This window comes from Vibrio sp. AH4, assembly GCF_030710545.1.
GTDB classification, from domain to species: Bacteria; Pseudomonadota; Gammaproteobacteria; order Enterobacterales; family Vibrionaceae; genus Vibrio; species Vibrio metoecus.
Map to the genome: position 1 here is coordinate 2,051,470 of NZ_JALAIV010000001.1, position 19,738 is coordinate 2,071,207.

Annotated in this window: 18 protein-coding genes and 1 other annotated feature; of the genes, 7 read left to right on the forward strand and 11 right to left on the reverse strand. The window is 48.1% G+C overall.

Annotation, left to right across the window (positions count from 1 at the left end; translation table 11 throughout):
- Nucleotides 1–2: 2 nt before the first annotated feature.
- From trpD to MKA69_RS09660, 4 genes are all read right to left on the reverse strand, one after another.
- Nucleotides 3–1,001, reverse strand: a complete 999-nt coding sequence (gene trpD / locus MKA69_RS09645) for an anthranilate phosphoribosyltransferase (protein ID WP_001193373.1) — start codon at nt 999–1,001, stop codon at nt 3–5.
- Nucleotides 1,002–1,021: 20 nt separating this feature from the next.
- The gene (locus MKA69_RS09650; protein WP_174499587.1) at nt 1,022–1,627 is read right to left on the reverse strand and encodes an aminodeoxychorismate/anthranilate synthase component II; all 606 of its coding nucleotides are present in this window, start codon (nt 1,625–1,627) and stop codon (nt 1,022–1,024) included.
- Nucleotides 1,628–1,629: 2 nt separating this feature from the next.
- Nucleotides 1,630–3,201, reverse strand: coding sequence for an anthranilate synthase component 1 (locus MKA69_RS09655; RefSeq protein WP_305847920.1), 1,572 nt, complete (start codon nt 3,199–3,201; stop codon nt 1,630–1,632).
- A gap of 84 nt (nt 3,202–3,285) precedes the next feature.
- Nucleotides 3,286–3,388, reverse strand: a sequence feature (Trp leader region).
- Nucleotides 3,335–3,472 carry a trp operon leader peptide gene (locus MKA69_RS09660; protein WP_009355828.1) on the reverse strand — a complete coding sequence of 46 codons (138 nt, stop codon included), beginning with the start codon at nt 3,470–3,472 and terminating at the stop codon, nt 3,335–3,337. Its footprint overlaps the feature before it by 54 nt.
- Nucleotides 3,473–3,536: 64 nt before the next feature.
- Between MKA69_RS09660 and MKA69_RS09665 the strand changes: the two genes are divergently transcribed.
- The 3 genes from MKA69_RS09665 to rluB all read left to right on the forward strand — a co-directional run bounded on the left by MKA69_RS09665 (nt 3,537) and on the right by rluB (nt 6,124).
- Nucleotides 3,537–4,409 (forward strand): PHP domain-containing protein, encoded by an 873-nt coding sequence (locus MKA69_RS09665; RefSeq protein WP_001217210.1) that lies wholly within the window; start codon nt 3,537–3,539, stop codon nt 4,407–4,409.
- Between the two features lie 2 nt (nt 4,410–4,411).
- On the forward strand, nt 4,412–5,032 hold the full coding sequence (locus MKA69_RS09670; protein WP_000077263.1) for an L-threonylcarbamoyladenylate synthase: 621 nt from the start codon (nt 4,412–4,414) through the stop codon (nt 5,030–5,032).
- Between the two features lie 132 nt (nt 5,033–5,164).
- Entirely contained in the window at nt 5,165–6,124 is a 960-nt protein-coding gene (gene rluB, locus MKA69_RS09675; protein ID WP_001291242.1) for a 23S rRNA pseudouridine(2605) synthase RluB, read from the forward strand.
- Between the two features lie 136 nt (nt 6,125–6,260).
- On the opposite strand, the gene cydC is transcribed toward rluB, so the two are convergent.
- From cydC to trxB, 3 genes are all read right to left on the reverse strand, one after another.
- On the reverse strand, nt 6,261–7,982 hold the full coding sequence (gene cydC / locus MKA69_RS09680; RefSeq protein WP_305847921.1) for a cysteine/glutathione ABC transporter ATP-binding protein/permease CydC: 1,722 nt from the start codon (nt 7,980–7,982) through the stop codon (nt 6,261–6,263).
- Entirely contained in the window at nt 7,975–9,762 is a 1,788-nt protein-coding gene (cydD, locus tag MKA69_RS09685; RefSeq protein ID WP_305847922.1) for a cysteine/glutathione ABC transporter permease/ATP-binding protein CydD, read from the reverse strand. Before cydD ends, cydC begins: the two co-directional genes overlap by 8 nt.
- Before the next feature lie 117 nt (nt 9,763–9,879).
- On the reverse strand, nt 9,880–10,836 hold the full coding sequence (gene trxB, locus MKA69_RS09690; RefSeq protein WP_305847923.1) for a thioredoxin-disulfide reductase: 957 nt from the start codon (nt 10,834–10,836) through the stop codon (nt 9,880–9,882).
- A gap of 451 nt (nt 10,837–11,287) precedes the next feature.
- On the opposite strand from trxB, the gene MKA69_RS09695 reads away from it, so the two are divergent.
- The 3 genes from MKA69_RS09695 to MKA69_RS09705 all read left to right on the forward strand — a co-directional run bounded on the left by MKA69_RS09695 (nt 11,288) and on the right by MKA69_RS09705 (nt 14,763).
- Nucleotides 11,288–11,944 (forward strand): 2OG-Fe dioxygenase family protein, encoded by a 657-nt coding sequence (locus MKA69_RS09695; protein ID WP_000946307.1) that lies wholly within the window; start codon nt 11,288–11,290, stop codon nt 11,942–11,944.
- Nucleotides 11,928–13,163: a cysteine desulfurase-like protein gene (locus tag MKA69_RS09700; RefSeq protein ID WP_305847924.1), complete on the forward strand. Its 1,236-nt coding sequence runs from the start codon at nt 11,928–11,930 to the stop codon at nt 13,161–13,163. Before MKA69_RS09695 ends, MKA69_RS09700 begins: the two co-directional genes overlap by 17 nt.
- 268 nt (nt 13,164–13,431) lie before the next feature.
- Complete coding sequence (locus MKA69_RS09705; RefSeq protein WP_055028611.1) at nt 13,432–14,763, forward strand: GGDEF domain-containing protein; 1,332 nt, start codon at nt 13,432–13,434, stop codon at nt 14,761–14,763.
- A 22-nt stretch (nt 14,764–14,785) separates the two neighbouring features.
- Here MKA69_RS09705 and MKA69_RS09710 read toward each other — a convergent pair whose 3' ends face one another.
- The 3 genes from MKA69_RS09710 to MKA69_RS09720 are packed head-to-tail and all read right to left on the reverse strand — an operon-like array spanning nt 14,786 to nt 17,577.
- Complete coding sequence (locus MKA69_RS09710) at nt 14,786–15,544, reverse strand: vancomycin high temperature exclusion protein (RefSeq protein WP_055034415.1); 759 nt, start codon at nt 15,542–15,544, stop codon at nt 14,786–14,788.
- Nucleotides 15,517–15,846: a DUF3392 domain-containing protein gene (locus MKA69_RS09715; protein ID WP_001175807.1), complete on the reverse strand. Its 330-nt coding sequence runs from the start codon at nt 15,844–15,846 to the stop codon at nt 15,517–15,519. The genes MKA69_RS09710 and MKA69_RS09715 overlap by 28 nt, the downstream gene beginning before the upstream one ends.
- A gap of 42 nt (nt 15,847–15,888) precedes the next feature.
- Nucleotides 15,889–17,577, reverse strand: a complete 1,689-nt coding sequence (locus MKA69_RS09720) for an NAD-dependent malic enzyme (protein WP_055034058.1) — start codon at nt 17,575–17,577, stop codon at nt 15,889–15,891.
- 492 nt (nt 17,578–18,069) lie between these two features.
- On the opposite strand from MKA69_RS09720, the gene MKA69_RS09725 reads away from it, so the two are divergent.
- Complete coding sequence (locus tag MKA69_RS09725) at nt 18,070–18,420, forward strand: hypothetical protein (protein ID WP_000460963.1); 351 nt, start codon at nt 18,070–18,072, stop codon at nt 18,418–18,420.
- Between the two features lie 100 nt (nt 18,421–18,520).
- Here MKA69_RS09725 and MKA69_RS09730 read toward each other — a convergent pair whose 3' ends face one another.
- A complete protein-coding gene (locus tag MKA69_RS09730; protein WP_000050058.1) occupies nt 18,521–19,627 on the reverse strand; it encodes a phosphoribosylaminoimidazolesuccinocarboxamide synthase in 1,107 nt (368 codons plus the stop codon).
- Nucleotides 19,628–19,738: the final 111 nt, after the last annotated feature.

The window sequence follows — 19,738 nt, forward strand, 5'->3', positions numbered from 1 at the left end:
GCTTAACCTCGTTGTGCTAACTGCTGAACCAATCCATAGGCTTGGCCCGATTTCATCACGGCGATCGCTTGTTGGGTGTTGGCTTTCAGATCTTCTTGACCAAATAGACGCAGCAGAAGTGCAACGTTGACGGCCACTGCCGCCATTTGTGCTGCTGTGCCATTGCCCGTTAGGATCTGGGTGATGATGGCGCGATTCTCTTCTGGCTCTCCACCACGGATCGCATCCAGCGGGTAACGGCTAACACCAAAATCTTCCGGGGTGAGCGTGTATTCAATCAATTCGCCTTGGCGAATTTCCGCCACTTGCGTTTCGCCATGAATCGCGACTTCATCAAGACCTGAACCATGCACCACCGCCGCGCGTTTCAGACCCATTTGTAACATGGTTTGCGCAATAGGACGAACCAAATCCTTGCTGTAAACCCCCATCAATTCAATATTGGGACGAGCAGGGTTAATCAGTGGGCCTAAGATGTTGAAAATCGTGCGAGTTTTCATGGTTTGGCGCACCGGCATCGCATGGCGCACACCGCTGTGGTATTGAGGGGCAAACAAGAAAGCCACGCCGAGATCATCCAAGGCTTGACGCGAATCTTGCGCGCTCATGGCAAGGTTGATTCCAAATGAGCTGAGTAGATCGGAAGAGCCGGATTTGCTCGACACCCCACGGTTGCCGTGTTTGGCGACTTTCACGCCACACGCTGCGGCGACAAATGCGGCGGTGGTTGAGATATTGATGGTGTTTGAGCCATCGCCACCGGTACCGACGATATCGGCAAAGTCGTAATCAGGACGCGGAAACGGATTGGCGTTGGCGAGCAGGGCTTTAGCCGCACCCGCGATTTCATCTGGCGTTTCGCCTTTGATTTTCAGCGCAGTCAGTACCGCAGCCATCAATACAGGATCCATTTCACCGCGAATAATTTGGTCGAAAAGCTGTTGGCTCTCGGTTTGCGTTAGCCCCTGCTGTTCATAGAGTTTATTAATAATGGTTTGCATAACATTCTCTCCCTGTGCGGTTACGCGAATTGAGTCTGCGCTGGCGTTGCCGACAATGCCCAATCAATGGCATTGGCCAGCAAGGTAGCGCCGTGGGTGGTCATGATCGATTCTGGGTGAAATTGAAAGCCGCAGACTTTGTCAGTTTCATTAACCACCGACATTACCAAGCCATTCACTTCTGCCGTCACGGTCAGTGTTGCCGGTACTTGCGTTGCGACCAGTGAGTGGTAACGTGCAATCGCCAGTGGAGAAGGGAGGCCGCGATAAATCGCGTGGTTTTGGTGCTCCATCATCGACACTTTGCCGTGGATGATTTCACCCGCGCCAGCAACTACACCGCCGTAAGCTTCCACGATGGCTTGATGTCCTAAGCAGATACCAATCATTGGCACTTTGCCTTTCAGGCGTTGCAGCAACTCTGGCATGCAGCCCGCTTCAGACGGTGCACCTGGGCCGGGGGATAACACAACCACAGGATTGTCCAATTGCTGCAGCGCTTGTTCGATAGCATCCGCAGGAATGTTGTTGCGATAAATCGTGACCACGTGACCGAGTGAGCGAAATTGATCCACCAAGTTGTAAGTGAAGGAATCAAAGTTATCGATAAACAGAATATTGGCCATGATCATTCCTTCCCTTGATGAGCGTATAAAATGGCGGAAATTACCGCTTGCGCTTTGCCGCGCGTTTCATCGGCTTCGGCCTGTGGGTCGGAGTCGTACACGACACCCGCGCCGGCTTGAACTTGGGCGATACCGTTTTCCACATAAGCAGAACGGATCACGATACAGGTATCCAAATCGCCTTCACCCGTGAGATAACCCACCGCGCCGCCGTAGCTGCCGCGACGCGCTTGTTCCACATCGCGGATTAACTGCATCGCACGAATTTTCGGTGCGCCAGTCAGCGTACCCATATTCATGCAGGCTTGATAAGCGTGCAGCGCATCCAGATCTTCACGTAACTGACCCACCACGCGCGACACCAAGTGCATCACATGGCTGTAGCGATCTACTTGCAGCAAGTCAGCGACATGGCGAGTGCCTGCTTGGCTAATGCGCGCGACATCGTTGCGTGCTAAGTCAACCAGCATCATGTGTTCGGCGTTCTCTTTTTTATCGGTGCGCAGTTCAAGCTCAATGCGGCTATCGAGGTCAAAATCGATGCTGCCATCGGCGCGTTTACCGCGGCGGCGAGTGCCTGCAATCGGGTAGATTTCCACTTGGTTACTGTGCATGTCGTACTTGAGCGCGCTTTCGGGCGATGCGCCAAACAGGGTAAAGCGCTCATCTTGCATGTAGAACATGTAAGGGCTTGGGTTACTTTGTTTCAGGCGTTGATAAGCTGCGAGTGGTGAAGGACAAGGTAAGCGAAAACGGCGCGAAGGCACAACTTGGAACACATCGCCTTTGACCACGTACTGCTTGAGGTCACGCACGATATCGCAAAACGCTGCATCGCTAATATTGGTGGTCACTTCCACATCAGATAAAGACTGTGCACTCGGCAAAGGCAGTTTTTGATTCACTTGCGCACGAATTTCACGCATTCGGCTTTTGAGTTGGCTGTGCAGCGCATCGCCCGGTTGGAATTGGGTTGCTTGCAGTTGGCAAGTTTCACGCTGATGATCAATCACCATCAGAGTTTCCGCCACATAAAACACGTAATCAGGGCATTGATTGTCGGCAGGTGCTTCACCGAGCGGTTCAAAGTTAGCCACTAAATCGTAGGCAAACAAGCCCCCTAAAAACAGTGCGAATTTACCGTGGTCAGTGAGATCAAAACTGTGCTGCACTAAACGTAGCGCATCGAAAGAAGACGCTTCGCGCAGGCGTGAGTCTTCATCCAACGTATCACAGGGTGTCGAGAAGGTGAGGGTAAGTTTCGCTTTCTCTACTTTGCAAGGAATCAGAGCTGTGATGTTGCCATGAATGATGTTGAGCAGCGCTTGGCCGTTTGCACTGAGCGCATGATAGGTCACCTGATGGCCTTCACACAGAATGCGCACTGCCGCATCCACCAATAAAAGGCTTTTCAGATTTTGCTTGGAGTCGATTTCTGCGGATTCCAGCAGTAGGCAGTCACTGCGCCCAGCGCAAAGAGCATGAAATAAAGCCGTAGGATCTTGCGTATAAGGCAATTCACTGTGTAGCACCTCAAGCGGCGCGGTTTTCTTTATGTTGATGGCCTTATTCATAAGACCTCCTTAACCATGATTCGATTGAGCACTGATCACCGCGATGAGAAAGTAGCTAAACAGCAGTGATAGGTGGAAAAAACCAATAAAAAGCCCGCTCAAGTTGGCGGGCTAGGTGTGTGAGTATCTAAACTTAGAAATACACGTGAGCCCACCAAGAACTTGTCCAAGTGCGCCACCAAGCCAGTTCAGCATTCGCTGGACTGAAATTGGGTTTATGGTTTGGGTTAAATTCTTGTAACATAGTGAGCCTTAATAAAGAGCCTTGCATTTGCGTACTAGTTAACTAGTGCGGAGATAAAAAGTCAAGCCTAAAAATCAAGCAAATAAAAAATATGAGAATTGACCTGCATAGTCATACGACCGCTTCTGATGGACGGTTTACCTATCAAGAATTGATTGAACGAGCCGTCAGTTTCAATATTGATGTTTTGGCGATCACGGATCACGATACAGTGGCCGCTTTAAATGATGCTCGCGCTTACATTGCACAGCAGCAATATCCGCTACAATTAGTGAACGGCATTGAGATTTCAACGGTTTGGCAAAATAAAGACATTCACATTGTCGGTTTAAATATTGACTCAGACAGTGAGGCTTTGGGGCTGCTCATTGCGCAGCAGCAGCAGCGCCGAGTCGAACGTGCCGAGTTAATGGCACATCGTTTACAAAAAGCCACGCGTGAGGGTGTGTTGCAAGAGGTTCAGCTCATTGCTGATGGTGCACCAATTACTCGTGCTCATTTCGCCAAATGGTTGGTGGATAATGGCTACGCGGCGAATATGCAGCAGGTGTTTAAAAAATACCTGACCCGAGATAATCCGGGTTATGTGCCGCCTAACTGGTGTTCAATGAGTGAGGCCGTGAGCGCAATTCACGCCGCGGGTGGACAAGCCGTATTAGCGCATCCCGGACGATATGACTTGACGGCTAAATGGCTTAAGCGCTTAATGACCGCGTTTGTTGAAGCGGGTGGGGATGCCATGGAAGTGGCCCAGCCGCAGCAATCACCACAGGAAAAACGCACCTTGGGTGATTACGCAATGGAATACCAACTACTCGCCTCCCAAGGCAGTGACTTTCACTATCCTTCTCCTTGGATGGAGTTGGGACGAAATCTTTGGTTACCTGCCGGAGTAGAACCTGTATGGAAAGATTGGGGCTTATCCCCAAGCAATAGAGTCGAGAGACTCGATGAAGAGGAATAACCATGAGCCAGTTTTTTTATGTTCATCCTGAGAACCCTCAAACCCGCCTAATCAATCAAGCGGTCGCGATTATTCGCAATGGTGGGGTAGTGGTTTATCCAACCGATTCTGGTTACGCCGTCGGTTGTCAGCTAGAAAATAAACACGGGATGGAGCGTATTTGCCAGATCCGTCGTCTGGACGATAAACACAACTTCACCCTGTTGTGTCGCGACTTATCTGAGATATCTCTGTATGCCCGAGTGGATAACACCGCGTTTCGCTTACTGAAAAACAACACACCGGGACCTTACACTTTTATCTTTAAAGGAACCAAAGAGGTTCCCCGTCGTCTGATGAACGAAAAGCGTAAAACCATCGGGATCCGTGTACCAGACAACAAAATCGCGTTGGATCTTCTAGAAGCTTTGGGTGAACCGCTGATGTCTACATCACTGATTCTGCCGGGCAACGATTTTACAGAGTCTGATCCTGAAGCTATCCGCGATAGTTTAGAGCACGCGGTGGATGTGATCCTCAACGGTGGTTATTTAGGTCAGCAGCCGACCACAGTGATTGATTTCAGTGATGATGAGATTGTTGTGGCTCGTGTCGGAGCTGGTGATCCAACCCCCTTTCAGTAGTTGAATGACGTGGCCGTGAATACCTGACAAAACGGATGCTTTTATCCACAAAATTTGCGATACTACGCGGCCGCGATTTTGAGATCGCAAACAGTCATTCGACGTCTGAGAAGACGACACATAGGTAAATAAATGAGCGAAAAGTTACAAAAAGTTTTAGCACGTGCTGGTCATGGTTCTCGTCGTGAGCTTGAAGCTCTGATCCGAGCTGGGCGTGTAAGTGTTAATGGCAAGGTAGCTGTATTGGGTGAACGCCTAGAAGATGATAACGCTTTAGTGCGTGTTGACGGACACGTTGTGTCTGTAAAAGCGCAAGAAGAAGTCATCTGTCGAGTTCTGGCTTACTACAAACCAGAAGGCGAGTTGTGTACCCGTCATGATCCAGAAGGTCGTCGTACGGTGTTTGACCGTCTGCCGAAAATTCGTGGTTCGCGCTGGATTTCCGTTGGCCGTTTGGACGCCAACACCTCAGGTTTGCTGCTATTTACCACTGATGGTGAGCTGGCAAACCGTTTGATGCACCCAAGCCGTCAGGTTGAACGTGAGTATTTAGTTCGCGTGTTTGGTGACGTCAATGAAGAAAAAGTTCGCAACCTCGTGCGTGGTGTGCAGCTAGAAGATGGTATGGCGCGTTTTGAAGATGTGATGTACGCCGGTGGCGAAGGCATCAACCATACTTTCTACGTTGTGATCAATGAAGGTCGTAACCGTGAAGTTCGTCGTTTGTGGGAATCACAAGGTACAACGGTTAGTCGTCTGAAACGTGTCCGTTACGGTGATATCTTCCTTGATAAAAAACTGCCTCGTGGCGGTTGGATGGAGCTCGATCTGAAGCAAGTGAACTACTTGCGTGAGTTGGTAGAGCTGCGCCCAGAAAAAGAAACGGTATTGAATACAGCACCGGATGCGGCAACTCGTAAGCGTGAGCGTACCCGTAGCCAGAAAATTCGTCGTGCGGTTCGTCGCCACGAAGAACGAGTATCGACAGCACCGGGCCGTAGTAGCTCAGCTCGTCGTAAACCGGGCGGTGAGTCAAGTACCCGTAATAAAGTAGCGAATAAGCAGCAAAGTGCGCGTAAGCCTCGCGGCTAAGTGTTTGAGCCATTCTGCTTTTCAATGATTAAAAAGCCAGTCATATCGACTGGCTTTTTTCTTACCTATTTTTTATTACCCGATTATGAAGGGAGTGATAAAAACCCCACTGCTCGTGAGCAATGGGGCCAGCAGGTTACAGCGTTTGGGTTAATTGATGATAACGACCTTGCTTGGCGAGTAGGGCATGGTGATGACCAAACTCGACCAGCTTGCCATGTTCAATCAGGGCAATCGCATCCATCTGTTCAAGGTTAATCAAGCGATGGGTAATGAACAGTACGGTTTTATTGGCAAAGTGGCTGTGCAGCAGCTGCATGATTTGCTGTTCAGTCTGCTTGTCCAAACCTTCAGTCGGTTCATCTAACAGTAGGATCGGGGCATCATGCAGTAGTGCTCGCGCGATGCCGATACGGCGCTTCTCTCCACCGGATAACTGACGACCACCATCACCCAACCATGCGTTAAGTGCGGTATCTTGCAGCAGCTTTTCTAAACCCACTTGGCGCAAGATTTCACTTAATTGTTCATCGGTCGCATCTGGTTTTGCCAGTTTCAAATTGTCGCGTAGCGTGCCGTTAAGAATATCGACACGCTGACTGACCACACTGATCGCCGCACGAAGATCGCTCTCTCGCCACTCTCGAATATCGGTTCCGCCAATCGCAATTTGTCCCGCTTGCACATCCCAATAACGGCATAGCAACTGAATTAGAGTTGATTTACCAGAACCAGTTTGACCCACAATCGCGACTTTATGGCTTTGAGGCAGCGATAAAGTGAATTCATCAATGGTGTTCGGTTTATTGGCTTGGTAAGCAAAGTTAACCCCATTGAACTCAATGCTGTATTGGCCATTATGTGGGGTGGGTTGATCGGTAAACTCGACCTCCGGTTTCGCCAGAATGATCTCATTCAGGCGGCGTGCTGAAGTGAGTGTTTGCCCCAAATGCTGGAATGCCCCAGCAATCGGCATCAGCAACTCTACACTCGCCATTGTGGCGAAAGCGATGAGAGCAATCATGGGATCTGGGGTTTGACCACCGACACCATCGGCAGCCAACCAGAGCATCAGCACCAGTATCCAACCATTCGCGAGCAGGAGTAAGGATTGCGCTAAACCAGACACATGCGCGTTGGTGTATTGGTTACGCAGCAGCTTTTCTTGTGTCGTGAAGATCGCTTGGCGATAGGTTTGCTCCGCACCGAAAATGGTTAGCTCACTATAGCCTTGCAACCAATCCAAAGTGCGAATTCTTAGCTCTGCTTTATGTTGTGTAAGTTGTTGCCCGTTGTGCTTGCCAAGTCGATAGAACAAGATTGGCCAAACCAACAGCACTAACAGTAAAACGCCACCAAGAGTAAGCCCAAGAGTGGTATCAAACCAAGCGACTAAGGTAGTGAGCGCTGCGATACCCAATACACCAACGGTCACTGGGTTAATTAGGCGCAGATACACATGATCCATGGCATCCACATCAGCGACGATGCGGTTGAGCATGTCGGCATCACGCACGGTGCTCAAACGTCCCGGAATCAGCGGTGTCAGTTTTTCAAAGAAGAAGACTCGCAAATCGGTGAGCAACTTAAAGGTGGCGTTGTGCGTGACCACTCGCTCACCCCAACGTCCTGCTGTGCGGCCCATGGCAAAACCACGTACAAACGCGCCGGGTAGCATGTAGTTGAAGGTTTCTCTAGCGATGGTCAGTCCGGCAACCGCAGCGGCAGACAAAAACCAGCCAGACAAAGTGAGCAAACCGATTGAGGTGAGCACGGTGAGCAGCGCCAAAAGCATGCCTAGCGTCAGACCGAACCAGTGTTTTTTATAAAGTTTGAGATAAGGCAACAGTTCACGCATCGAGATTCCCCTGATTGGCAGCTTGTAGGGCTTGATTCGCGGCTAACATAGTGGCAAATAAACCCGGTTGTTGGCTCAACTCTTCAAAATGACCCGTTTGGACTAAGGCTCCGTTTTCCATCACTAAGATCTGCTCGACTGATTGCAACGGTTGTAATTGGTGAGTGACTAATAAAGCCGTTTGTTGCTGAATGCTTTCATTCAGACCCCGCATCACATATTGCTCACTGCGTGCATCTAAACTTGCGGTGGGTTCATCGAGTAACCAAAAGCGGCCGTTTTGCAACATAGCCCGAGCCAGAGCAATACGTTGAGCTTGACCAACAGAAAGGCCGGCAGAGCGATCATTGATCTGGTAATCCAAACCATGCTGCTCAACAAACTCTTGTGCATAAGCGGCTTGTAGCACCTGAGTGACTTGTTGATCGGCAATATTCTGTTTACCAAGCGTCACGTTATCTCGAATAGTGCCGTGCAGTAGCAGCGGGTTTTGACCAACCCAACTGATGGTTTGTCGCCACTGTGCATGATCCAGTTCGCGAAGCTCAATGCCGTTAATGGTTAAGCTGCCTTGATAGGGCATAAAGCCCAAAATGGTATTGATTAAGCTGGTTTTACCTGCACCACTTGGGCCGACGAGCGCGGTGGTTTTGCCGCTTTGCAGAGTGAATGACAGTGGACCCGCTAGGCGTTGACCCTGCGGGCTGAGCACCACCAGATCATGCGCGATGATTTCAATGGGTTGATCATCGGCCAGTGTTTGTTCGCCACTATGCAGCGTGTCGGCTTCGGTTTGTAGAAAGTCGACAATCGATTCCGCTGCACCCACCGCTAATTGTTTGGCGTGGTAGTAAGTACCAAGGTCACGCAGTGGTTGGTAAAACTCGGGGGCGAGGATCAGGATAAATAGCCCTGCGAACAAGGTGACACCTGCACCGTAGTAGCCGAAGTTGAGCTCACCAATGTAACTAAAACCAAAGTAAACCGCAGTCAGAGCAATCGAGATCGAGGTGAAAAATTCTAATACCGCAGAAGAGAGAAACGCGATACGCAGTACATCCATAGTGCGATGGCGGAACACTTCAGAAGCGCCGCGCATTTGCTCGGTTTCCGCTGCTGCGCGATCGAAAAGGCGTATGGTCGTCAGCGCTTGTAAGCGATCATAAAAATGGCCAGACAGACGCTGTAGAGCTTTAAAGTTTTTCCGGCTAGCATCGGCGGCTTTAATGCCGACGAGTGCCATAAATAGCGGTACCAGTGGCGCTGTGAGCAAAAATATCAGGCCAGCAGCCCAGTTCACAGGAAATACCACCGCGAGGATCACAAAAGGCACCATCACGGAAAGAGACATCTGCGGTAGGTAGCGAGCAAAGAAGTCGTGCATGTTCTCGACTTGCTCAAGCATCAAACTTGCCCATGAGCCAGCAGGTTTACCTTTGATGTACGCTGGCCCTAAATCACGAAGTTTATTAAGGATGAGCTCGCGGATGTAGCGGCGGATCTCCTCCCCACTGCGGTATCCCGCCATTTCACGTCCCCAAGAGCAAAGCGCACGCAGCGCGATGAGGACGACTAAACCGACAAATTGTGGAATAAGCAGGTGTTTGTCCACCTGTTCAATCACCAGTTGATGAAGGATTGATGCGAGGAGTGCGGCTTGCGCCACCAGAAATAGGCTTGATAACACACCTAACCCAACAGCTATTGCAAGCCAGCGTTTCGCCAGTTTGCTTTGCTGCTTGAGCCAGAGATTCAAGCTACGCTGTTTTTTCTTGTCCATTTGAAAGGCTTAATGAGAATAATAATTGTAATAGGCGGCCAGTATACAAAGAAAAGCCCAACGGTCATACCCGTTGGGCTTTGCAAAAATAAAAACTGGTGTTACGCGTAGAGTAGGTTATTTGCCTAAGCTATCCAGATAACGTTCTGCATCCAATGCGGCCATACAGCCTGTTCCTGCAGAGGTAATGGCTTGACGATAGTTGTGATCCATCACGTCACCGGAGGCAAACACACCTTCAATACTGGTTTGTGTTGCATTACCTTCAAGGCCAGATTTGACGACAATGTAGCCGTTTTTCATTTCTAGCTGGCCTTCAAAGATTTGCGAGTTCGGTTGGTGGCCGATCGCAATGAATACGCCCATGACATCCAAGTTTTCAGTCTGATCGGTTTGCGTGTCTTTCAAGCGAACGCCGGTTACGCCCATGTTATCACCCAGCACTTCATCCAAAGTACGATGAGTGTGCAGAACGATGTTGCCATTGGCCACTTTATCCATCAGACGATCAATCAGGATTTTCTCGCTGCGGAAGCTGTCACGACGGTGGATGAGATGCACTTCTGCTGCAATATTCGAGAGATAAAGCGCTTCTTCAACTGCGGTATTACCACCACCGACAACGGCCACTTTTTGGTTGCGGTAGAAGAAACCATCACAAGTCGCACAAGCAGACACACCGCGTCCTTTAAAGGCTTCTTCTGACTCTAAACCAAGATACTTGGCGGATGCGCCAGTTGAGATGATCAGTGCATCACAAGTGTACTCTTGGCTATCGCCAGTCAAACGGAATGGGCGAGAAGAGAGATCAACGGCATTGATGTGGTCAAAGACGATTTCAGTATCGAAACGTTCAGCGTGCTCTTTCATGCGATCCATCAGTGCAGGGCCAGTTAAGCCTTCTGCATCGCCTGGCCAGTTTTCCACTTCAGTCGTGGTGGTGAGTTGACCACCTTGTTGCATGCCAGTGACCAGTACTGGTTTTAGGTTAGCACGCGCTGCGTAAACGGCAGCTGTGTAACCTGCAGGGCCTGAGCCAAGGATAAGAAGTTTGCTATGTTTCACGTTACTCATGAAGTACTCCGATAAGGAAGAAAGGGAGTTTGCTCATTGCTTGAACGAGGAATTAAGACGCAAGCGAATGAAATAAATTGGTTTCGATTGTAGGGAATATAAAGTGTGAATGAAAGTAGCTCACTGAGCATAAATCGTAATTGTTTATTCTCTTTACTCTACTTATCACAAGGTTGAGATTGGCTGATTTATACCTGATTTTATGCTAACTCATTGGCAATCTTCCCGATTTAACATTGCTTAGTGAAAGGCGCTGCTTTTTCAATTTGCAATATTGGATTATTAGATGAATAAACTTAACTTGAATTTAATTTCAGTTTAATCTATCGAAATAATCGCGTGATTGGTTTATTCGGTCGCTAATTGTTGTTTTTGCCAAATAATCGATTAATCTTAAATGTAAATAAATTGTGAAAAAGCATGGATGAATTTACAGATGAAGGAGTCGATGATGTTGCGTTCTCACCCTAATACCCTACATATCACTCAGCTAAGTTCGGCGGCGATTCACCAACTTGCCCCTTCTTTTGCTGAGTTACCTCAAACTGATCATGCGGACGGGCAGTATCGCTTACGCCGATACTCAGTCATCCATTTTATGCATGGGCAAGTGGTGGAGGTTGATAAACATGATTTCATGCAAACCGATCAGATTAATCACTTCCAAGGTAATGTCGTGCGCCGTTTTGAACCACTGCAGCCGAGTACCTTAAGTAGTGATGGCCTGCGCGAGTTGTGTTCGCTGTTTATGGAAGCCAACATGTTACCGAATGGACAAGAGATCGAAATTCACCAAATGCGCATTGCGGCGGTGTTTGATGAAACCTTAGTGGCACCGGAAGGTGTGCATCAAGATGGCTTTGATCATATTGCGATTGTCGGAATCGATCGCCATAACATAGTCGGTGGCGAGATCATGCTCTATCTAAGCAGTCACGAAGCGCCTTTTTTCCGCAAGGTATTGGAAAATGGAGAGGTCGCTTTACTCGCGGATAGCCAATTATGGCACAACGCATGCCCGATCCGAGCGGTGGATCATCAACAAGAAGGGCATATGGATGTGTTTGTGCTGACGGCTAAGGAGGGTCGCCATGCGCTTCATTCCTGAGTTAGTTCGTGAACAGTTTCCAGCTTTAAGCCAAAAAGTGAAGGGTAAGCCTGTGGTGTTTTTTGATGGGCCTGGTGGTTCACAAGTGCCGCAATCGGTTCTGGATGCGATGGTGGCTTATCTTGGGCGTTACAATGCCAATCTAGGTGGGCATTATTTTTCTAGCCACAAAACGGTGGAATTAGTACAAAGTGCGCGTGAGCATGTGCAGGCGCTACTGAATGCCCCTTCTCCTGAGTCGATTGTCTTTGGGCCGAACATGACGTCACTGACGTTTCAATTCAGTCGAGCGATCAGCCGTGATTGGCAGCTCGAAGATGAAGTGATTGTCACCGCTTTGGATCACTACTCCAATGTCTCTAGTTGGCAGCAAGCGGCTCAGGATAAAGGTGTGAAAGTTCATCAAGCTCGGGTAAATCCAGCGAATGGGACTCTCGATGAAGCCCATCTTCTTTCACTCATCAATTCACGAACCCGCTTGGTTGCCGTGACTTATGCCTCGAATACCACGGGGTCATTGGTTGAACTTGAAGCTATTATTGAGGCGGCGCATCAGGTCGGGGCGATGGTTTATGTCGATGCGGTGCACTATCTGCCACATCACCTGCCGGATGTTCAGGCGCTAGGCTGTGATTTCCTCGCGTGTTCCGCCTATAAATTTTTTGGGCCACATGTTGGGATTGTCTATGTTGCGCCGCAGTGGCAAAGCTCGATTACGCCGTACAAAGTGGAACCCGCGACAAATCAAGGGCCGGGACGATTTGAAACCGGCACGCTCAACTTTGAAGGTCTGGCTGGCGTGATTGCCGCAGTGCAATATTTGGCGCAGTGGGGAGATCCTCAGGAATCTTTGCGCGAGCGATTAGTGGCAAGCTATCGGCAATACCAAGAGCATGAACAGCGATTGAGTGAATACTTTCTTCACAAACTAACCGATTTCCCTGAATGGCAGCTGCATGGTGTTCACCAAGCCGATTTGCGTACTCCTACTTTTGCGCTGACCCTTCGAGAGGGGGCGTCTGCCACGATCGCAAAAATGTTGGGTGAGCAAAATATCTGTGTATGGAATGGTCATTTTTATGCGTTGGGTCTTATTCGTCAGCTCGGATTGGAAGAAAGCGGTGGTGTGTTGCGAATTGGCTTTATGCACTACAACACCACAGCGGAAATTGATGAGCTGTTTAGAGTGCTCAATGATGGTTACTCGCCGTTAAATTGATGAGATTTATCTACCGAAGAGCGGCAAAAAGCGCAGTTCCTTATTTTTCCCTATCCTCGATTCCCCGTTATCCACGCACCACCTCTGTGGTGCGCTTTCTTCTATTTAAGCAAAAAGTGAAATGCCTCTGAAAATGTAGGTTTGAAAATAAATAGTCAGTGACAAAACGGCGTACGGCCTTTATTTTTGGAAGCAATATCGCTTTATTGGCTTGCTACAATCAAGAGAACGCTTTTTAAGAATGTGATTTTACGCTGGGGTAAGGTTTGTGAAAGTAGTGCCAAGAGTGCTGTTAGGATTAGTGATCATCACCATGGTGACCGTATTACTTTATTGGCAGTTTGGCTCTGCAAAGCGAGTGCTGATCTCTCCACAGCGCTACTCCTATTTTGCAACGAATGATCAAGTCTCAAATGGTGCGTCAACTAGCTCGCTACAGATCCAAGGTAATAAAGCCCATATTGACTGTGAACTGATCGCCAGTGAGTATCCGTGGCCATATTGCGGTATTTCCGTTCATATTAATCCCGACCCTGTCATGGGCTTAGACCTGAGTAATATCCACACCGTAAGATTAGATATTGATTTACAAGGTCCTAGCGCTGAACCCGCGAGCCTACGCTTTTATCTGCGTAACTATAATCCGCTGTATTCCAATACAGAAGATGAATATACCCATAAATACAATGGACTAGAGTTTACACCTGGGGTAAATAAGGGGGCGATTGATATTCCTATTCGCAGTTTACAAGTGATGACTTGGTGGCTGGTGGATAATCGGATCTCAATTGAAAACTCGGCACCGGAGTTTAGCAATATTAATAAAATTGAATTTGCGACGGGTTCTGGTAGTCCTCTTGGTCAGTACCAATTAACGATCAATAGCGTTGAGTTAATTGGCGACTATGTTTCTGGTGAAAAACTATTTCTCGCGATGCTGATCATGTGGGCTGCGGCGGGGGCTTGGTTATCGGCATTGGAAATCCGCCGTAATCGCCGTGAAGCATTGCGTGCGCGTGTTCGTCAGGCGCACTTACAGCGTTTAAATCATTCACTGCATGAACAAAACATGAAGTTTGTCGAAATGGCACACCGTGATGCACTGACGGGCGCAATAAATCGACACGGCATACGAGATTGGTTGCAAGAGCAAGCTCGTTTAGTTCGTTGGCAGTTAAACCAATTTAGTGTGTTATTTATTGACCTTGATTACTTTAAACAAATCAATGATGTATATGGACACACTCTTGGGGATGACTTACTGCGAGAGTTCGCATTAGTGCTCAACCGCGAAATTCGCGAGAGTGATCGATTGGTGCGTTGGGGTGGTGAAGAGTTTGTCGTATTTTGTTCCCAGACACATCTTGAACAAGCCGTAGAACTGGCAGAACGTCTGCGAGGATGTGTAGAAAACCACCACTGGATACATGGTGGGGATTTGACTTGTAGTATTGGCATTGCGCAGATGGGGGATGAGCGTATCACCGAAACGGTTTCACGCGCTGATGAAGCCTTGTATCGGGCCAAGCGACTTGGCCGAAATCGTATTGAAGTTCATTATGGATTGATGGTGACGGCAAGCGCCAATAGCCAAGTATGAGTTGATGCTTGCCGTGAGTTTACTATTGAGCGGGTGCTTCGGTTTCCTCTGGTTCGCTGCCACTGCTTTCTACAATAATGGGTTCTTTCGGGCCAAGAAATTTCGGTTTGGTATCCAACACAAACAGATCAAAAACGGCATAGGCGCGCGCAAATACCTCACGTAAACGAACTTTAAACCCTGAATGGCTACTCGGCCCCGGCACGGCTAAACAAGAGGCTTGAATGTCTTGATAATGTGCAATGAACAGTGCGCGTTCACAGTGAAAGCGCTGAGTAATAATCAGGAAATTGTTGGTATCAAAAATTTGTTTGGCGCGCACAATCGAGTCTAATGTTCGAAATCCTGCATAATCCAGAGAAATGTTTTCGGCTGGGATCCCTGCACGTAATAAATCGCGCTTCATTGTCCAAGGCTCGTTATATGAGCGGTGTGCATTATCTCCGCTGAGCAGGAAATTGCGCACCTTGCCCTGTTGGTAGAGTTCAATAGCGGCATCAATTCGGTTGGTGTAGTACTCGTTGAGCGTTTTACCGATGTATTTGCTGGTGCCTAACACTACTGCCACTTGAAAGGGAGGGGTGTTGTCGGTGTCATTGATGATGTTATTTTGAGTTTGCCAAGTCACCCAACGATCGATCGCCAATAAGCTGACGATCGATACGACAGAAATCAATAGCAAACTTTTTGCCCATTTGCGCCAAGGGAATCGAGATAACCGAATTCCTATCGACATGACAATGGGGCGGAGAGTTAAATTTGATGGTTTCTTTGTGCCCATAGGCCTATCACAACAAAACAGCTTACGATAACGGTCAGCATCATGCCGGAATCCAGTTGCGCGAGTGTCCGAGCAACGTAAGGGCTCGCTTTGACGATGATTAAACCGTATCCAAACGCGTTAATAAAGATAAACGCTAAAGTACGCACCAGAAAATGTTGATTCCGTAATGCTCTACGCAAAAAGGCATTGATTTCCCCCCCGAGCATCACTAAAGCACAAGCGATGAGTGCGATGGAGATTTCACTGAGGTATGGATGCAGTTTTTGCCCTACAGGGGCGAGAAAATGAAACAGTTGCATGTTGTTAAAAAGCCCCTGAATGCAGGGGCTTCTCCGCTTAAATTAAAACGCAGTGCGTTTGTAACGACGATAAACCGGTTGCCAGAAGTGTTGATCGATGGAGGCTTCCAGTGCTTCATCGGTGATTTCTGGTGCAACACCTTGTTCAATGGCTTTTTTCGCGACGGCGAAAGCAATCTTCTTCGATACAGAATGAATGGATTCCAAAGGCGGCAGCAGGGGGCCATGGCCATTAATCGCCAGTGGTGAACAGCTTGCTAACGCACGGCTGGATTCCATCAGCATTTCATCGGTGACTCGGCGTGCATTCGCAGCCAGTACACCTAAGCCAATTCCTGGGAAAATGTAGCTATTGTTACATTGTACAATCGGGTAGGTTTTGCCTTCGTGTAGCACAGGATCAAATGGGCTACCGGTTGCCACTAAAGCTTCACCGTTAGTCCAACGAATAATATCGCTTGGTAAGGCTTCCACGCGGCTAGTTGGGTTAGACAGCGGGAACACAATCGGGCGAGGACAGTGCTGATGCATCTCTTTGATGATCTCTTCACTAAAGAGTCCCGGCGCTCCAGACACACCAACCAAAACCGTTGGCTTGGCATTGCGGATCACGTCATGCAGCGAGTAGCCGTTGTTTTCTGTCGTCCAGTCTTGAGTGTTGGCTTTTTTCTGCACCAAGCGCTGTTGGAAATCGAGCAGATTTGGCATGCCTTCTTCGAGCAGACCCCAGCGGTCAACCATATAAACTTGCGAGCGCGCTTGCTCGTCACTAATACCTTCAGACACCATTTGTGCAATGATCGCTTCCGCAATACCACAACCCGCAGAACCTGCACCCAAGAAGGTAATACGTTGCTCGGAGAGGTGGCTTCCTGCCGCTTTACAGGCAGCCAGCAGTGAACCTACAGTAACGGCTGCAGTGCCTTGAATATCATCATTAAAGCAGCACACGCGGTTTTTATAGCGCTCCAGCAGCGGCATCGCATTTTTCTGTGCAAAATCTTCGAACTGGATTAATGCATCAGGCCAACGGCGTTGAACCGCTTGCATAAACTCTTCGACGAAGTTGTCGTAGTCAGGTCCCGTGATTCGAGGATGACGCCAGCCCATGTACATTGGATCTGCAAGGCGTTGTGGGTTGTTGGTGCCCACATCAAGCACAACAGGCAGAGTGTAAGCTGGGCTGATACCACCACAAGCGGTATAGAGTGACAGTTTACCAATTGGAATGCCCATGCCGCCGATGCCTTGGTCACCCAAGCCTAAAATGCGTTCACCATCGGTGACCACAATCACTTTCACGTTGTGGTTGGCTGCGTTGTTGAGCAGGTCGTCGATACGATCACGGTTGGCATAAGAGATGAACAAACCGCGACCTCGGCGGTAAATGTTAGAGAAATTCTCACATGCTGCACCCACGGTAGGGGTATAGATGATCGGCATCATCTCGGAAATATGATTTTGTACCAAACGGTAGAACAAGGTTTCGTTCGTGTCTTGAATGTTGCGCAGGTAAATGTGCTTATCCATATCGCTTTCGAAGCCACGATATTGTTGGTATGCACGTACCACTTGCTCCTGAATGGTTTCTGTCGCTTCGGGCAGTAAACCTTCGAGGTTGAATGAAGCTCGTTCTTCTGCGCTGAAGGCGCTACCTTTGTTGAGCAGGGGAGTACTAAGAAGAGCAGGGCCTGCGTAGGAGATATACAGCGGACGTTTATCGTTATTCATGTTCGGCCTATTGATTGGTAGGGTAGAAGAGAAACGCGAAAATGATACCGATTTGCAGGTTGGATTGTAAATAGACAAACGGCTTGTGTCCGTTGATTATCCTGCTTCTGTGCGCAAGCCCAGTGTTTAAAACATTCAAGAGCCAATGAGATGGATAGTTTGTGTGCAACTGGGTGGCTATTGGTGATCAAGTCTTCTGTTTAAACCCTTGGGACTATTTTTACATTTAGGTTATTCATGCCTTTGATTGGGTTTTTATGGGGTGGATTTTGTTTGAATAAGAAAATATTAATCAACAAAACACATATCATTTTAAAAATGTAGGCGTGGTGTTACCAGTTTGGTTTTTATATAGCCTTTGAAACCGATTGCCTAACATAAAAGACCATTTTCTTATATCGTATTGCTATATGGACAAGCATGGTCAATAGTGGTTTCACTGTGTTGCCAATCATGTCGGGGGACAGAATGGAAAAAGTAAGGATTAGCGCAGTGTTCGACTACACCACATTTTTAGGAGCATCCTGCACTAAGAAATGGACTTTTGTTGAAGCTGTCAGCTCATTTGCACCGATTTTCGGCATTGCATGGTTGGATGCCATCAAGGAGGAACAGAGTCCACAAGATCGGTTGTGGGATGTCGCCTTAAAACGGCTTTCTACTCGGCGTAGTGATGAATCCAACTTAATTACCCTAGTAAAACTGGCGAAACAAGAAGGGATTGAAGAGCTGACACTGGTGATGCCTTATGCTCTCGATGAGCAGCAACTTACTGCGATTCAAAGCAAGAGTGCTGCGCAGATTGAATCAACCAATCAAGATGAATTTCTGATTAAGTTGTGATTTTTTTTGAAAAAATAATTAAATTTCAATCAACTATATAACAAAGGGGCGCTATCGCCCCTTTGTTCACTCCAATTATCCACGATATCGTGGCATGGGTTCAGCGTTCTATGAGCCCGTATTCTTGGTCTAGAATATCGATGATCTCTTGCTTTGGCTGATTGCTAAGATGAATTGGCTGTCCGGTGATTTTTTCCGCAATGCCTAAATAGGTGCGTGAAATATCAAGTAATGCTTCTAATGGTAAAGCGTTATCACGTGCGAGTGCTTCACGCTCTGGCATACGTTCTTTATTAAGCAGAATATCGGGGTCAGGAAAGTAATTGAGTAAAAATTGGCGGAAGCCCTCTTTCGAGTTTTCAACAATCTTTCCTTGTTGATACTGTTCTGCATCCCAAATTCGTGATGAATCAGGAGTACCGACTTCATCCATATAGATCAGTTTTTGCTGCCCTTGCTGATCAGCCACATAACCAAACTCAAATTTGGTATCGACAAATATTTGCCCCACACTTTTTAACGCGTCACTGATCACGGCAAAACCTTGTTTGAGCAGGGTTTCGTAATGATCAATATCTTGTGGGTGGTTGAAATTAAATGCCGCGTAGTTGGCTTCAATATCTTGGCGCGAGATATTCACGTCATCGGCTTCTGGCACACCGGGAATACCACGCAAAATACCTTTGGTGGAGGGGGTCATTAACAGTTCTGGGAGTTGACTATCTTTCTCTAAACCCTCAGGTAAAGTGATGCCACAAAACTCTCGCTCACCCTTTGAATAAGCCCGCCACATAGAGCCGGTGATGTATTGACGACAAATCGCTTCAATTTTGATTGGGCGAGCTTTTTGTACAATCCAGACGAAAGGGTGAGGAATATCTAAAATGTGGCTATCCGCTAAACCCTGTTGTTGGAACAGCTTGAACCAGTGATTAGAGATCGCATTCAATGCTGCGCCTTTACCAGGTACACCTCGGACATTGCCTTCAGCATGCCAAATACAGTCAAATGCTGAAATGCGGTCACTGATCACCATGATAGCCAATGGCGCATCTTCGGCGACGGGATAGCCTTTTTCTTTGATGAGGCGTCGGCTGTCTTGCTCTGTCAACCAATACACTGAACGAACTTTGCCGCTGTGCACAGGCTGATGAGTACGAATGGGGAGGTCGTCATTGACGGCAAGGACTTGATCTGCAAGGCTCATTGAGACATTCCTATCTGAATTCAAACTTCACTTTGCGATTTTACTCGATAGAAAATCGCGGGTTGAGCGCATGATACCAGAACTAATTTCTGCCGCCAGACAAAAAGCAAA